General features: G+C 51.4%; 13 protein-coding genes and 2 tRNA genes. 7 read left to right on the top strand and 8 right to left on the bottom strand.

Annotated elements, in window-relative coordinates; all coding sequences use genetic code 11:
• Positions 1-20: 20 nt before the first annotated feature.
• Positions 21-734 (bottom strand): hypothetical protein, encoded by a 714-nt coding sequence (locus tag H581_RS36535; protein ID WP_051250940.1) that lies wholly within the window; start codon positions 732-734, stop codon positions 21-23.
• A gap of 232 nt (positions 735-966) precedes the next feature.
• On the opposite strand from H581_RS36535, the gene H581_RS0118375 reads away from it, so the two are divergent.
• From H581_RS0118375 to H581_RS0118365, 3 genes are all read left to right on the top strand, one after another.
• Positions 967-1,536, top strand: coding sequence for a xanthine phosphoribosyltransferase (locus H581_RS0118375; protein ID WP_028611297.1), 570 nt, complete (start codon positions 967-969; stop codon positions 1,534-1,536).
• An 82-nt stretch (positions 1,537-1,618) separates the two neighbouring features.
• Positions 1,619-1,939 carry a hypothetical protein gene (locus H581_RS0118370; RefSeq protein WP_028611296.1) on the top strand — a complete coding sequence of 107 codons (321 nt, stop codon included), beginning with the start codon at positions 1,619-1,621 and terminating at the stop codon, positions 1,937-1,939.
• A gap of 112 nt (positions 1,940-2,051) precedes the next feature.
• The gene (locus H581_RS0118365; protein ID WP_028611295.1) at positions 2,052-2,267 is read left to right on the top strand and encodes a hypothetical protein; all 216 of its coding nucleotides are present in this window, start codon (positions 2,052-2,054) and stop codon (positions 2,265-2,267) included.
• 162 nt (positions 2,268-2,429) lie between these two features.
• Here H581_RS0118365 and H581_RS0118360 read toward each other — a convergent pair.
• Positions 2,430-2,516: transfer RNA gene (locus H581_RS0118360), tRNA-Leu, on the bottom strand.
• A gap of 192 nt (positions 2,517-2,708) precedes the next feature.
• Between H581_RS0118360 and H581_RS0118355 the strand changes: the two genes are divergently transcribed.
• Entirely contained in the window at positions 2,709-3,131 is a 423-nt protein-coding gene (locus H581_RS0118355; protein ID WP_028611294.1) for an Rrf2 family transcriptional regulator, read from the top strand.
• 122 nt (positions 3,132-3,253) lie between these two features.
• Here H581_RS0118355 and H581_RS0118350 read toward each other — a convergent pair.
• A tRNA-Leu gene (locus tag H581_RS0118350) sits at positions 3,254-3,340 on the bottom strand.
• A 133-nt stretch (positions 3,341-3,473) separates the two neighbouring features.
• Between H581_RS0118350 and H581_RS34450 the strand changes: the two genes are divergently transcribed.
• The gene (locus tag H581_RS34450) at positions 3,474-4,382 is read left to right on the top strand and encodes a divergent polysaccharide deacetylase family protein (RefSeq protein ID WP_084134616.1); all 909 of its coding nucleotides are present in this window, start codon (positions 3,474-3,476) and stop codon (positions 4,380-4,382) included.
• Here the strand turns inward: H581_RS34450 and H581_RS0118340 are convergent.
• Positions 4,347-5,054, bottom strand: a complete 708-nt coding sequence (locus H581_RS0118340; RefSeq protein ID WP_028611293.1) for an N-acetylmuramoyl-L-alanine amidase family protein — start codon at positions 5,052-5,054, stop codon at positions 4,347-4,349. The genes H581_RS34450 and H581_RS0118340 overlap by 36 nt on opposite strands.
• A 132-nt stretch (positions 5,055-5,186) precedes the next feature.
• Between H581_RS0118340 and H581_RS0118335 the strand changes: the two genes are divergently transcribed.
• On the top strand, positions 5,187-5,390 hold the full coding sequence (locus H581_RS0118335) for a YqzE family protein (protein WP_245600060.1): 204 nt from the start codon (positions 5,187-5,189) through the stop codon (positions 5,388-5,390).
• Here H581_RS0118335 and H581_RS36530 read toward each other — a convergent pair.
• The 3 genes from H581_RS36530 to H581_RS0118320 all read right to left on the bottom strand — a co-directional run bounded on the left by H581_RS36530 (position 5,381) and on the right by H581_RS0118320 (position 9,190).
• The gene (locus H581_RS36530) at positions 5,381-6,286 is read right to left on the bottom strand and encodes a hypothetical protein (RefSeq protein ID WP_156889604.1); all 906 of its coding nucleotides are present in this window, start codon (positions 6,284-6,286) and stop codon (positions 5,381-5,383) included. The two genes, H581_RS0118335 and H581_RS36530, sit on opposite strands and share 10 nt — an antisense overlap.
• A 121-nt stretch (positions 6,287-6,407) precedes the next feature.
• Positions 6,408-7,364 carry a YqhG family protein gene (locus H581_RS0118325; RefSeq protein WP_028611291.1) on the bottom strand — a complete coding sequence of 319 codons (957 nt, stop codon included), beginning with the start codon at positions 7,362-7,364 and terminating at the stop codon, positions 6,408-6,410.
• Positions 7,361-9,190, bottom strand: a complete 1,830-nt coding sequence (locus H581_RS0118320; RefSeq protein ID WP_028611290.1) for a DEAD/DEAH box helicase — start codon at positions 9,188-9,190, stop codon at positions 7,361-7,363. The genes H581_RS0118325 and H581_RS0118320 overlap by 4 nt, the downstream gene beginning before the upstream one ends.
• Before the next feature lie 289 nt (positions 9,191-9,479).
• On the opposite strand from H581_RS0118320, the gene H581_RS0118315 reads away from it, so the two are divergent.
• A complete protein-coding gene (locus H581_RS0118315; RefSeq protein WP_028611289.1) occupies positions 9,480-12,095 on the top strand; it encodes an adenosylcobalamin-dependent ribonucleoside-diphosphate reductase in 2,616 nt (871 codons plus the stop codon).
• 244 nt (positions 12,096-12,339) lie between these two features.
• On the opposite strand, the gene H581_RS0118310 is transcribed toward H581_RS0118315, so the two are convergent.
• Positions 12,340-13,932, bottom strand: coding sequence for an esterase/lipase family protein (locus H581_RS0118310; RefSeq protein WP_051250936.1), 1,593 nt, complete (start codon positions 13,930-13,932; stop codon positions 12,340-12,342).
• Positions 13,933-14,167 lie beyond the last annotated feature (235 nt).

Below are 14,167 nucleotides of genomic sequence, written 5' to 3'. Positions count from 1 at the left end.
CGGCTATTCGTATGGCTCCGTCAATCGACGAAGAGGAGCTTGATGGAAATGATTTTGTTCCGTGCGGGATCGAGATCCAGCTTGAGCAAGGCTCCATCGGCTTCATATGTCAGCAAATATGTCGTTTGCTTCTCGGGCTTGCCGAGCAGCCGAATCGCCGCTTCGGGTTGGTCTCCGATCTGTAAGCCGTTGAGGCCCGCAGAAATATGATCCTCATAAATTTCCACATACTGCACGGTATCGCTGCCGTTAATGCCGACGGCGAAGCCTTCATATTCCAAAACCTCAATCTTGTCCGATTCTTCATCCAGCATATAGCTGTCAATCTCATTGCCGAACCGTTCTTTAATCTTCGCTTTGCCGTCGCCAATCGCAATGCCGTACAACGTCGGACGTGCGGCGTCCCAGTCTTCATCTTCGCTCCCGGTTGTGACGGCATTGTCCGCCGCTGCCTTATGTAAAGTTGATGTCTCCGTGCTTGTATCGCTGGTCGTATCGACGGGATTCGTATTGGGCTCACCGGTAGCCGGAATGACGCCTTCTTGCTCCGAATACGTTTTCTGAGGGCTGTCCGGCGCAGGATCCGACTGCTCGCTGCCGATTTCATTCTGGCCGATATAGGAATCCTGAGGAGCCGTTGTATGGCTCTGACAGCCTGCGAGCAGCACGAGCAGCATTGAAGTCGCAGCGATCAGGGCAGTCTTTGAAGTTTCTTTTCCGGAATGGACCATCATCCGCACCCCTTTTCATTCTATTTGGAAAACGCGTTCTCCTGGCGTTCAATATCCTTATTCTTATAGACGTTTTTTACAGGAGTAAAGTTGCTCTTTTTTACAATGATTTTGAAAATATTCCTAAAAATCGTCTCATATTTACAATGGGTTTGTTGGAACGCTTCAATAAGGTTGCGCTTGTCGCCTGACCTGTGGTACGTTAACGAAAAGGATTTTGGCGGAGGTATGAGAGATGGAAAGTTTAAAAAAACGCATATTGGAAGAAGCATCGGTATTGTCGAGCGACGTGCTGCGAATGGATGCTTTGATCAACCACCAGGTCGATCCCGCCCTGACGATGGAAATGGGACAGGAGTTTGCGAAACGCTTCGCGGAAGAGAAAATTACGAAGGTCATTACGGTTGAATCCTCGGGTATTCCGGCGGCCTTCGCCACGGCGCTTGTGCTGGGCGTGCCGCTCGTGTTCGCCCGCAGAAAGAAAACGCTCATCGCCGATCCGGATTCTTATTGCGAGCGGGTTCCTTCCTTCACGAAAGGCATGGTTACCGATATTATGGTGTCGAAGCAGTTTCTGACGGAAGAAGACCGCGTGCTTTTCATTGACGATATCATCGCGAACGGCGATGCCGCGCGAGGGCTTATCAAGATTATCGAACGCTCCGGCGCCGAGCTCGCGGGCCTGGGAATCGTGGTCGAAAAGTCGTTCCAGGCAGGCGGCAGAACGCTACGGGAGCAGGGCATTCGGGTCGAGCCGCTTGTACGAATTTCTTCGCTTCAGAACGGCGAAATCAAATTTGAGTAAGATGTTCCAGTACAAATGCTCTTTTCCCAATCGGCATTATCGCTTATAATGGAACAGAAGTGATCGAGGGGAGGCACAAGTTATGGGGGAAATGTCCGCAGAGTTTTTGTATGCAAAGCTTAACGACGCGAAGATTCATTTCGAACGCGCGCTGGATTGCAAACATACAGAATTTGACGATTTGTATCCTTATATGATCGAACATCCGCAATTTTTTTGGTATAAACGTTATGTTGCCTGGTCTGAGCTGCTAACAATCGTGAAGCTTTGTGACGAGCTGTCGATCGAATGGAGCGAGCAATTCACCGACCGTCAAGTCGAATATATCGGCAAGCGAGTCATGTCCTCGCGTGTGCTGGATGAGTGGTATGAAACCAACGATGCGAAAGAGCACGCGGGTTAATGAATCGCATATGACAAGGCAACGGATCTGGAATCGAACCTCAATGTATTGCGCAAGCAAGCATTGGGGTTTTTCAAAATAGGAATAAGCTTGGAAGCCGGAGGTCATACGAGTGGTAAGCGAAGAGCAATTGGATCAATTCCGTATAAGCGGCGAGACCGTCAGGGTAGTACGGGATGCAATGGAGGCTAATGACGTGGTTGGAATCGTCGTTGCATGGGACGAGTCCACGGTTGTCATACGCCGTCCGAACCGCCGCGTCGTCAAGCTGAGCCGGATGTATGCTTACATGCCGGCGTCCGGGGAACGCCCGCAGTTTTTTAATTAGAACCCTAAGGTCACCACCCGGGAAGATCCTTGTAGAATCAAGGTTTTTCCGGGTTTTCTTATTGCTTGGAAAATGATGTGCTTCACCGGATCCCTCCGAACATAATAAAAAAGCTCGTAATCTGCCTGCGAGAGCAATTACGAGCCTATTAATTGTAAGAGTTGGTGCGGTCGAGAGGACTCGAACCTCCACGGCTGTTACACCACTAGAACCTGAATCTAGCGCGTCTGCCAATTCCGCCACGACCGCAAATTGTGTGTCAACAGATAATATCATATCATTTTCAGATTCAAAGAGTCAAGCTTTTTTTATTTATGAGTTAAAGCTTTGCTTTTCTGCATTTTCCGCGGTTAAACGTTTGACTATGTAAGCCGCGTGTAACTATAATGCTTACATACATTTCGTTGTCCGGTCTGGATAACAAGAAAGGCGGTGGCCGCGATGACGAGCAATCGGTTTGCAGTAGCAGTCCACATGATGACGTTACTAGATACGAATAAAGCGGCGAGGCTGACATCTGACTTTATCGCGGGCAGTGTCAATACGAATCCCGTCGTTATCCGCAGAATTATGGGAATGCTGAACAAAGCCGGTCTTGTCGCTACTAGCGCCGGGGTGGCTGGCGCCGTTATAACGCGGCCTTCGAGCGAAATAACCTTATACGATATCTATTGCGCCGTTCATCATAACGGGCAGGATGAGCTGTTTGCCGTTCACGAGAAGCCAAATCCCGACTGCCCGGTCGGCCGCAACATTCAATCCAGCATCGAATCGGCTTTCGAGCAAGCCCGGAAGGCGATGGAGGATAAGCTGTCCCAGATCACGCTCGAGCAAATTGCGTCGGATGTTAAAAGTAAGATTTAATCCAGGTCCCGCATGGGGCCTTCTTTGTTTTGTGAAAAATGACAGGCTTACGTCTGAAAATAAAAAAAGCCTTGACCAGCTTCTTGTTTAAGCTGTCCAAAACCTTTGTTTTTGTTAGATATTGGTGCGGTCGAGAGGACTCGAACCTCCACGGCTGTTACACCACTAGAACCTGAATCTAGCGCGTCTGCCAATTCCGCCACGACCGCATGAAAGAAATGACGTTCCTTAGGATAGCACGCTGCCGTATCTGAAGTCAACATTTCTCGATAAGTTTAAATATTCAGCATATTTTAGAGCGCCTCCACAAACAATGAGAGTAAAAAAGAGGGGCGTGCATCGATGATCGCTAAGCAAACGGGTCGCAGCATCGGCAACGGCTTTCCGGAAAGCCGCAGCACAAAAAAACGCGTGATTTTTGGCACGGCGGCAAGGGCTGTATTAGTCGCAGCCATTATTGCGGTTGGCAGCGCGGCAAACCTTGCCCTCGTGAGCTCGCATCCCGGGCAGCCTATGCAAGAAGGCGACGCGCAGAACGCGCAAGAACGGCGTGCCGTTGCGATTGTCATCGATGACTTCGGCAACGGAATGGAAGGCACGGAAGAAATGATGAAGCTGCCTGTAAAGTTTACGGCAGCGATTATGCCGTTTATGCCGACGACCAAGCGGGATGCGGAAGAAGCGCACCGGCTTGGACATGACGTTATCGTCCATATGCCGATGGAGCCGGTGAAAGGGCTTCGGAGATGGCTTGGACCCGGTGCGTTGACGACCGATTTGCCGGATGCGGAAATCCGGAAACGCGTCGAGGACGCGATAGAGGATGTGCCTTACGCGATCGGCATGAACAATCATATGGGCTCTAAAGTAACGGCAGACGAACGGGTGATGCGAATCGTTCTGGAGGTCTGCAAGGAGCGGGGATTGTTCTTCTTGGACAGCCGGACAACCTATAAGACGGTTGTGCCGAAAATGGCCAAGGAGCTGAATGTCCGTATCGTATCCAATGACGTTTTTCTTGATGATATATACACGGTTCAGCATATATCCAAGCAAATCCAGGCGCTGCGCAAGCATTTGGAATCGCACATAAGCTGTGTGACCATCGGCCATGTCGGTCCGTCGGGTAGAAAGACCGCGTCGGTCCTCATGCGGTCTATCCCCGGCATGCGGCAAAACATGCAATTCGTCAAGCTTACGGAGCTCATTCCGAGCTCAATGAGCGATCCATTTATACTGCCTAATTCCTGAGGCGATGGCCGCAGCAATTTCGGTCTGGCGGCGCGGGTTGGTCAGCATATCCCGGTCGCGACTGCTGCTGATGAAGCCCATTTCGACGATAACAGTCGGCTGATGAATGCGATTGAGCAAATAATACGGCTTTCCTTCCCGGGGCAGGTAAGCCGTATTCTGCTGCCGATTCAGCATATCCTGGATGCAGAAGGCGAGCAGCGCGCTTTCTCCGCTTTTCTGATGAAGCACGAGCGGCCCGCGCTGCAAGCTGCTCTTTGACCAATTGACATGCAGGCTGACGAGCAGACCGCTGTTGATTTCCTCGGTCAGCTGCCGGCGCTGCGATAAGTCTTTGCGGTGTCTCGAGCTTGTCATATGCCAACGGTTCTCTTCGCTAAGCGCGTAATCCCCTGTCCGGTTTAATACCGCGGATATTCCCTGGCTTTGAAGCAGCAAATATAATTTTTTGGCGATTGCGAGATTAATGTCTTTCTCCAGAATATTTGCCGCAGATGCCCCGCCGTCGATTCCGCCATGTCCGGCATCGATAATGACAGCTGCGGAGGGAAGCGCCCAATCCTGGTTAGAAGCAGCATTCGGCCGGGGCGTATGTGCTCCGACTGCCGCGGCAGAACCGAAGACGGCAGCTGCGCATAACGCGGAAAGTCCGATAATGATTTTACGAAGCATCGCTATTTTTCCTCCAGCTCTAATTTGGTTTATGTGTAGCGTGGCTGTTTGGAGGAAAACTCATACATGTTTACATTCGATTCGGCCGGGGCAAACTTATCATATCCTGATAAAAAGTAAAGGCGGGTGAGAATGATGGCTACGATTAAAGGCGATGAGTACGTAAAGTATGTTGCGGAGCAGCTCCTGACTTATATCGATACGCCGAAGGAAGAGCGTAAACAAATAAGAACGTCAGCCAGAGCGCTCAGAGACCCTTGGCTGACGCGTTGGTTCGGTTGGGGACCGATGAGCATCATGTTATGGTGGAGAGGAATCATTCATCGTCAACGGTAAAAATGCCCGAGCCCGGCAAGAAGCGTCAGCGGGATATACCGGCGTTCCGAGCCGTCCTCGCTTGCTTCCAGAGCGATATAGATATGTCCTGAGTCCCATTTATTATAGCCGGCTACGGACCACACATACAGCATTTGACCATCGAACAGCTCGGCCGTGTAGCGAAGCTGTTCTTTATTGTTGATTTTGGCGAATAGCGTCGAATAGCTGCCGGCATGCAAGGCAAGAGGAGCCTTCGTTAACCAGGGCAGCTTGGCGTAGGGGTTAAATGACGGCAGCGTTAAATGTTTAATGAGTTTGGCGTCGTCAGGCGCTTGTATTGAACCCGCCTGAAGGTTTGCTGCTTCCGCGGCGGCGGCCAGCCATTCCTCCGGCTGTACGGGCAGAAGCTCGCCGCTTGCCGCATCCGTTATATAGTTATTTTGATTCTCCGTTATATTCCAGGCTGCAAGCAGCGGGTGAACGTACAAGCGTTCCGTTTGACCGGGAGGCTGCAGGAGCTCCAGCTGCTTGAGCGAGATCGCCAAGGTTTGCTCATCGAACAGCGGGTGACTGCCGGTGCCGTACTCGCCCAGCCGATATCCGCCTTCTTCGGTTGCATGCACGATTAAATAACCGACGGTTTCCCTTTTTTGCTTGACCAGAACAAGCCAGCCATGCATTCCGGGGCCAATGGGAGTGATTTCAAGCGACGCCTGCTTCCATTTGGCGAAATGCGGCTGCATCGCCAGCTCGTCTACAAAATGCTGAACCTGCTTCTGCAGCGGCTGGCGGGAAGCCGTTGCCAGAGCATATGCCGATGCCGCCGCAGACTGCTGCTGGATTCCGCCGGTATATAATACTAGTGCGGTCAAAACGCAAGCTGCTGTCAGCTTGATGAACTTTTTTCGCATCATTGATCACCTCGTTTCTATTGTAAAGGACAAGCCGTAAGAAGACTGTTGCTTCCTGTCACGCAATGGCGGTCATTAGACCGCCTTTTTTTGGCGTATCGCCGGAGAAATCGTCATATTAACGTCAATCTATGCCCTCCAAATGAAAGATCCCGCAGTTAATGGCGGAAGCGGTCACGCGAGGCTCGTATTGCCAGCGGATTTCGTCCTTGCGCTGGTTGAATTGCTCTTCAATGGCCGGTCTGTTTTCCTCCAGCGCATTCTGGATAAGGGGCTCATAATAGCTGCCGATCCGGTCCAGCTCTTCCTGAAGTCTGGCCGAGGCTTCCTCAGCCCAGCCGTAATCGTAGGCGCGGAGCTTGCGCTCAAGCGTCTGCTCCGCAATTCCGAGCGCTTTGTTGTAGGTGATCCCGTTTTTCGTGACATGGATATTGGCAGGCAGCCGAGGCGTAAGCTTATGCATGAGCAGCCGGTCATAAAAATGCTCCACACAATGTCCCGTAGCCAGAGAAACGCCGAAGCAATGGATTTCTTCGCGCTTTCGGTCGCAAGCGAACTCGACTCGCATATTCACTCCGAGCCATGCGGTATAAGGCGTAGAACTGAACGGATTGCCGCTGCGCTTATCCGGCTCCTGAAACAGAAATACGAAACCGCCTTTCGCTTTAGCTGCATTGAACAGCTGTTCCAGCTTTCGTGCGCCGAAATACAAATCCTCGCGCGGCACGCGGGCGGGTGCGGCCAGACTGCCGTGAATAAAGCCGAGCGAACGCCCGAGCGCCGCATTCGCTGCGGCGTCCTGCGCAGCCTCGGTATCCTGCTGCGGGGGGGACAGCCGGCTGGCTTTCTCCTCCTCGGCGGTGTCATATTTCTGTTTGTCGGTGACGAACAGGTAGGTCATCGTTTCCGGCTCCGCGCCGACCCGGTCGACAAAGCTCCAATAGTAAGGACGGTTCGTAAGCTCCCGGTCCGCATGCGGCGACAGCTTAACGGTAAAATGCGCCGGCGACTTCTCCAGTATTTTACATTCTGTGGCTTCCAAATAACGGTTTACAAACTTGTGTACCTGCTTCTCGTTCAAGGTCTCGCCTCCACGTCTTCTCCCAGTTTATCCAGATTAACGAGCAGATCGGGAGCGGCGGCCGCGTACGGATTCAGCCCGGTTTGGACTTCAGAGCGGATCTGGCTCAGCGAAGAGCCGAGCTGATTGAGCTGCTCCTTCAAAACCGTGTCGCTGCCGGCTTCCAGAAGAACCTTGGCCAGCTTCTGTTCGAGGCTGCCGCCGCCGCTCTCGAAGCGTTCCAGGATATGATCCAGCTCCCCGATGACGAGCTCGAACAGGTTGATTTTCTCATGCAGCAAATTAACGATATGCTCTTCGATCGTACCGATGGTACAGAGATTGTAAATTTTCACATCCTCCGTCTGGCCGAGACGGTGCACCCGGCCGATCCGCTGCTCTACCCGCATCGGATTCCACGGCAGGTCAAAGTTGATCATATGGTGGCAGAACTGCAGATTTATGCCTTCGCCGCCCGCCTCTGTCGCAATTAGCACCTGCGCGCGTCCCCGGAAGAGATCCATCATCCAATCCTTCTTGCCTCGGTTCATGCCGCCGCGGTAGGGGACGGCTATCATATTTTTCTCCCGGAAAAACTGCAGCAAATATTCCTGCGTCGCCCGGTATTCGGTGAAGATAATGACCTTCTCGTCATTGAATTGCTTGACGAGCTCCATGGCCTTCTCGGCTTTCGTATTCGCTTTAATCTGTTTTATTTTGTCGACGAGCTCCCATATTTTCGGCCGAACGGGAGAGTCCTCGGCTGTCTTCTTAAACAAGTTAACGAGCGTCAGGAATACGGCGTCCCGGCTGCTGCACACCTCTCTCTGGAGCGTAACGAGGGAGAGCATGCTCGATAAGTCGCCGCCGCTTTCCTCATAACGTTCCTTGACGAAGCCGGTTACCGCATCGTAGAGCGCTTTCTCTTCATCGGATAATGCGAGCGGCACATTTTTCACGAATCGTCTCGTAAAATGAATGCCTCCGTCTCCGCGCCGGTTGCGGATCATGATGGTCGAGAGCGCCTCCTGAAGCTGATCTTCGTTTTTCGGAAGCCGTTTGTCCACGACAAAATTAGCGGCGAATTCGCTTTGTCCGCCGAGCTGTCCGGGCTTGAGCAGCGTGATCAGGTTGTACAGCTCGTCGAGATCATTTTGAATAGGGGTAGCCGTTAGCAGCAAACAATACTTTTTGCGAAGAAGATTGGCAAACTGGTAGTTGGTTGTCTTCTTATTCTTCAGCTTATGAGCCTCGTCGATGATGATCAGATCGTAATCCGTGCCCAGCACCAGCTCGCGATGAGGATCCCGCTTGGCCGTGTCGATCGATGCCACGACGACGTCGTAGCCCCATGTATGCTCTTTCTTCTGGGCCACGGCGGGGATACCGAACTTCTGATTCAGCTCTCTCACCCATTGGAGCACGAGGGAAGCGGGAACAAGGATCAGGACGCGTTTAGCCAATCCGCGAACGATATATTCTTTCAACACGAGTCCGGCTTCTATCGTCTTGCCGAGGCCGACCTCATCCGCTAGAATCGCGCGTCCGCCCATTTCATGGACAACTTTGCGCGCGGTGCTGATCTGATGCGGCATCGGCTCGAAAGCCGGCAGCGACCGCAGGCACAGCAGCTGCTCGAAGCTCTCGATCCGCTTCGCCTGCTCGGCCTCCATCGTCAGCTGGTATAACGTCCAATCATCCCATGGACCGCCTCGAGCCAGTCGATTTTGCAGCTCTTCAAACCATGTTCGGTCACATTGCAAATCAATAAGCGGATGCAGCTTGCGTGTGAAGATGGCTGTGCCGGTCTCGGTTGAGGCAGCCTGCGGCTTCGTTGATTGTGACATTATGTAACAGCTCCTTCCGCGCTAAGGGGAATATGATGTCATCAGTATTGCCTTTTCATTCAATATTAATAAGAAGACCGGCAAAAAAAAGAGAAAGGACAAGCATATGAGTGAGAGAAAGAGCGTAGGAGGAATGGATTGTTAATTTCAGCCATAACGAAGGATGAAAATCTATATCTAGTGTGTTAAAATGAAATGGCTACACAATATCTTGTTATTCGGACTAAGTTTTAGCTGTAGTGGTAAGGCTTGGGCCGCAGCGGATATAGAGGAGGAATCGGTGAGGAATATGGTATCGACACGGGGCAAGCGGCTTGAAGGGCTTAGCGAAAAGATTTTTTTGGACAGGTACGCATGGAAAAATGCGGATACGAACGAGACGAAGGCAGGAGACGTCGTTCTCGTGCTGACGAAGGACGATCCTAAGTTTCCGGCAAAGGAAGTCGGCGAAGTTGTCGCCCGGGAAGGCGGCAAAGTCACGGTACGGCTGCAAAACGGCGATCTCGTCGAGTCCGGCATAGAGAAGCTTACGCTTACGATCGAGAAGACGCCTGAAGAAATGTGGGACCGTCTGGCGGGAGCCATGGCGTCGGTCGAGAGCACCGAGGAGAAGCGGAAGGAATGGCAGGCTAAATTCAGATATATTTTGGACGACTGGAAGCTCGTGCCCGGCGGCAGAATCGCGGCGGGAGCCGGCGCCAGCGAGGAGTTGACGCTGTTCAACTGCTATGTCATCCCTTCACCGAAAGATAGCCGGGGCGGCATTATGCAGACGCTGTCGGAGATGACGGAGATTATGGCGCGGGGCGGCGGCGTAGGGATGAACCTATCCTCCCTGAGACCCCATCGTTCCATTGTAGCCGGCGTGAACGGTTCATCCAGCGGCGCGGTATCCTGGGGCGGATTGTTCAGCTATACGACAGGGCTGATTGAACAGGGCGGAAGCCGACGCGGCGCCTTGATGCTGATGATTAACGACTGGCATCCCGACGTGCTTGATTTCATTACGGTGAAACAAACGATGGGACAAGTGACGAATGCCAACTTATCCGTATGCGTCAGCAATGCCTTCATGAAGGCGGTGAAGGAAGACCTTGAGTGGGAGCTTGTTTTCCCGGATACGAAGGAAGAAGGCTACGACGAGTTATGGACGGGAGATCTGGCGGAGTGGCGCCGTCTCGGCAAGAAGGTAAATCACTACAAAACCGTGCGCGCGCGGGACGTCTGGCACACGATCATTGAATCGGCCTGGAAATCCGCCGAGCCCGGCGTCGTTTTCATGGAATATTATAATCAAATGTCGAACTCCTGGTATTTTAACCCGATCATCAGTACGAATCCGTGCGGTGAACAAGGACTTCCGGGTTGGGGCGTGTGCAACCTGTCGGCAGTTAATTTATCGAAATTCTATGATGAAGAGAAGCATGACGTCGCTTGGGAAGAGCTGGCTAAAATAACGCGATGGTCGGTTCGTTTCCTGGATAACGTTATCGATAAGACGCCGTATCATTTTGAAGAAAACGAACGCAACCAGAAGCTGGAGCGCCGCATCGGGCTTGGAACGATGGGACTTGCAGAGCTGATGATCAAACTTGGCGTCCGATACGGCAGTCCGGAATCGTTGGAATTTCTGGATAAGCTGTACGGGTTCATGGCCCGCGAATCGTATATGGCATCGACGGAAATTGCGGCAGAAAAGGGCTCGTTCCTTGCATTCGACGCGGAGAAATACGTGCAAAGCGGCTTTATGAAGCATATGATCGCCGAATTTCCGGAGATCGGAGAGGCCGTGGCCAAGAACGGCATACGCAATGTGACTGTCATTACGCAGGCGCCGACCGGAAGCACGGGGACGATGGTCGGAACTTCAACAGGCATCGAGCCGTATTTCGCGTTCGAATATTTCCGTCAAAGCCGTCTTGGCTTCGATAAGCAGTATGTGCCGATTGCTCAAGCATGGAAGGATGCCCATCCGGGAGAGGAGCTTCCCGACTATTTCGTCACGTCGATGACCTTGTCGGCGGAGGATCACATCCGGGTACAAGCGGCCATTCAACGGTGGGTCGACAGCTCGATCTCGAAAACGGCGAATGCTCCGTCCGACTTCACGGTTGAGGATACGAAGCGGCTGTATGAGCTTGCCTTCGAACTTGGCTGCAAAGGCGTTACGATCTATCGGGACGGCAGCCGCGATGTGCAGGTGCTGTCAACGAAGAAGGATGAGGAAGCGGAAGAGAAGTCTGCGGAGAAGACTGAAGAGAAGGAAGCGGAAGCTTTGCCGGCAGCGGCAAGCGACGCTTCTTATGCAGAAGCCCGCGTAATGCCGGCTGTTCCTTCCATTACATCCGACCAGGTGCTTGATAAACAGTACAAACGTCGTCCTCAGGTGCTAAGAGGGGCGACCTACAAGGTGAATACGCCGTTTGGCATGGCATATATTACGATCAACGATTTGAACGGAACGCCAGGCGAGATTTTCCTGAACGTTGGCAAGGCAGGCTCCGACGTATTCGCAATGGCCGAGGCGTTAGGCCGGGTATGCTCGTTGTTCCTTCGTTACGGCGATCACGGCAACAAGGTGAATCTGCTCATCAAGCATTTGAAGGGCATCGGCGGCTCGGGAGCGATCGGCTTCGGCGTAAACCGGGTCGAGTCGATTGCGGACGCAGTCGCGAAATCGCTTGAGATTCATATGGAAAGCGGAAACGAGCAGGCGGCTTCTTATGAAACGGCTGCTGTGGCCCAGGATTCGGGATATACGGTTGAAGCTTCCGCGTCAGCTGCGGGCCATGATAAAGTCGAGATAACCTCAAGGGATCTTTGCCCTTCCTGCGGCTCCGCGACGCTGATTAACATTGAAGGCTGCAAGCAGTGCAGCAATTGCGGTTACAGTAAGTGTAATTGAGGCGGAAAATGCGCGGGGTGGCCGTCGCTATTTTGCAATTGGAATGGTTTCAAAATCCCTTGGGTGTTATGTTGAATAAATGTTTTTATTCAAAAATGTGTATGAAAATAAGACAGGCGTCTAATCAGATGCCTGTCTTTTTTAGAGGCATTATAACCGCAGTGGAGCGTTTAAGGCGAATCGTCTGCACTGGATATAGTGAAGCAGAGTTACAACGGCTACAATAAGAATTCGAACGGATTAATTATGGCGCATACGTATTGCCATTCTCATCGATATACACTGATTTTACGAGAGTACGGCGGTATTTGAAGCCTTCATCTGTCTCGCCTTCAATCTCTGCCGTAACGGTATAGACACCGCTGCCTTCGGAGGCAGGAATGTCAATCTCATCCGTTAATAGAGACTCCTGCTGCTTTACACGCTTGGATTGATTTTGCTTACGCTGATATTTGCCGGACTTATCGTCATTTCCGTTAACAAAGTCAACCTGATATCGGACGGTTGTCTTCTCATCCTTCAGGCCGTCAACTTCAAGCTTCAGCTTCTTGTTATCCCGAGCTTTATTAAGCTTTGCAGCTCTCTTGCCATTCGTATCATAGGAGATCGTCAGCAGGTAAGCGCTGGTTCCGCTGCTAGCCGCCGACGCTGTCCATTCGCCTGCTGCCGGTTTTGATATCGTTGCCGTATGATGCCAAGCTCCGTTTAGCAAGCCGTCATCGGCAACTGAAGATACGTTTATATTTTGACTGGACCCATCAGGGCCGATAATGTCCAGGCTATCGAGATTTTTGTTGCCGATCCAGTCAATCGTGACGGAGTCTACATTATTTTCAACCGTGAAGGCTTCTGCTGCTTTTCCGTCAAATTGGCCGCCGCGAATGAAGGTTTGGTTCTGCTGCTCCCGTTTTGGAGCCAGCGTCTGTACAAACTGCTCCTTCCCGGCAGCGACTTCATCAAGATTATAAGCGGAGATTCCTGATTGCAGTACCAGATATGGCTTAATCAAAGAAAACATATTAGCGCCTGTCTTCACGCTTGTATGATTCCACTCTCCGATCTTGACCATTGTCCCGTTCGGCAGATGAGCGCTGCTGACAGTCACAACGCCGTCATTCGCATCATAGTTGGACAAGAATAATCCGCCAAACAGCTGCGCGGTGCTGCCGGATTCATAATCGTTGCCGGCGAAGGTGTAAAATTTGTTCTTTCCGACATTCGCATGATTATTCGTAACGGATCGGAAATATTGCATGTAGGAGGTTTGCATGGAGTAGGTACCCGGATTTTGATAACCGATCAAGGCGGAAAGCCAGCTCGCCCAGCTGCTGTAAGCCAAATCTGCCAGCTGTGAGCCGTTATGCGGACTGCCTAGTGTAATGACGTTGGAGACGTATGGATAAGCATTGTAGTGAACGAGTGCGGTTTGCGTGTCGACGCCGCCTTTACTATGAGCGACAATAACGAGCTTTTTACCAAAATGATTGCTGATCTCCTTGATTTTCGCTGCCAGAAGCTTACCATTTGTCCACATGTTCTGGGAGGTGCCGGTAATATCATACAGGTTGATAAATGCGGTCTGATAGCCGTTATTGTAAGCATACTGGTACATATCATTGTCCTGATACCATGTGGATGCGCTTCCTTTTAGGCCGTGAACGAACAAGATGACCGGTTTATTCGGATTGATCGCGGCAGGATCTGTTCCTTTGCCCCATGCTCCGGAAACGCTGCTGACGTTCGGAGCCGTTATTCCGGCAGCTTGAATCGGGGCAACCCATACACTTAATGCGAGAATGAGCGTGAACAGCAGTGACGACACTTTTTTCAAATTCATTATTCTCCTCCTTATAGTTGAACTTCATAGAGATCATAGACGTTAATAATTTGAATGATATTAACTTGATTTGAATATATTGTTAATTTCACTCCAAAATTTATAAAATGATAGCATTCATAGCAAATTTGGTTCAAGATGAAAAAAACGAAAAACGTACTAAGCTGCTTGCAGCCAGTACGTTTTTTTTGTTTCTTAATATTTCGTTTTTATAAATAAAGCCCTCAGAGTCCTA

This window comes from Paenibacillus harenae DSM 16969 (genome assembly GCF_000422465.1).
Classification (GTDB): Bacteria; Bacillota; Bacilli; order Paenibacillales; family Paenibacillaceae; genus Pristimantibacillus; species Pristimantibacillus harenae.
Note: the sequence above shows the minus strand (reverse complement) of the source record. Positions and strands in the feature narration are given on the sequence as shown.

Bases quoted from the DNA above. Each gene is read 5' to 3' on its own strand.
- H581_RS36535 (WP_051250940.1), bottom strand. From the start codon at position 734: ATGATGGTCCATTCCGGAAAAGAAACTTCAAAGACTGCCCTGATCGCT.
- H581_RS0118375 (WP_028611297.1), top strand. From the start codon at position 967: ATGGAAAGTTTAAAAAAACGCATATTGGAAGAAGCATCGGTATTGTCG.
- H581_RS0118370 (WP_028611296.1), top strand. From the start codon at position 1,619: ATGGGGGAAATGTCCGCAGAGTTTTTGTATGCAAAGCTTAACGACGCG.
- H581_RS0118355 (WP_028611294.1), top strand. From the start codon at position 2,709: ATGACGAGCAATCGGTTTGCAGTAGCAGTCCACATGATGACGTTACTA.
- H581_RS34450 (WP_084134616.1), top strand. From the start codon at position 3,474: ATGATCGCTAAGCAAACGGGTCGCAGCATCGGCAACGGCTTTCCGGAA.
- H581_RS0118340 (WP_028611293.1), bottom strand. From the start codon at position 5,054: ATGCTTCGTAAAATCATTATCGGACTTTCCGCGTTATGCGCAGCTGCC.
- H581_RS0118335 (WP_245600060.1), top strand. From the start codon at position 5,187: ATGATGGCTACGATTAAAGGCGATGAGTACGTAAAGTATGTTGCGGAG.
- H581_RS36530 (WP_156889604.1), bottom strand. From the start codon at position 6,286: ATGATGCGAAAAAAGTTCATCAAGCTGACAGCAGCTTGCGTTTTGACC.
- H581_RS0118320 (WP_028611290.1), bottom strand. From the start codon at position 9,190: ATGTCACAATCAACGAAGCCGCAGGCTGCCTCAACCGAGACCGGCACA.
- H581_RS0118315 (WP_028611289.1), top strand. From the start codon at position 9,480: ATGGTATCGACACGGGGCAAGCGGCTTGAAGGGCTTAGCGAAAAGATT.
- H581_RS0118310 (WP_051250936.1), bottom strand. From the start codon at position 13,932: ATGAATTTGAAAAAAGTGTCGTCACTGCTGTTCACGCTCATTCTCGCA.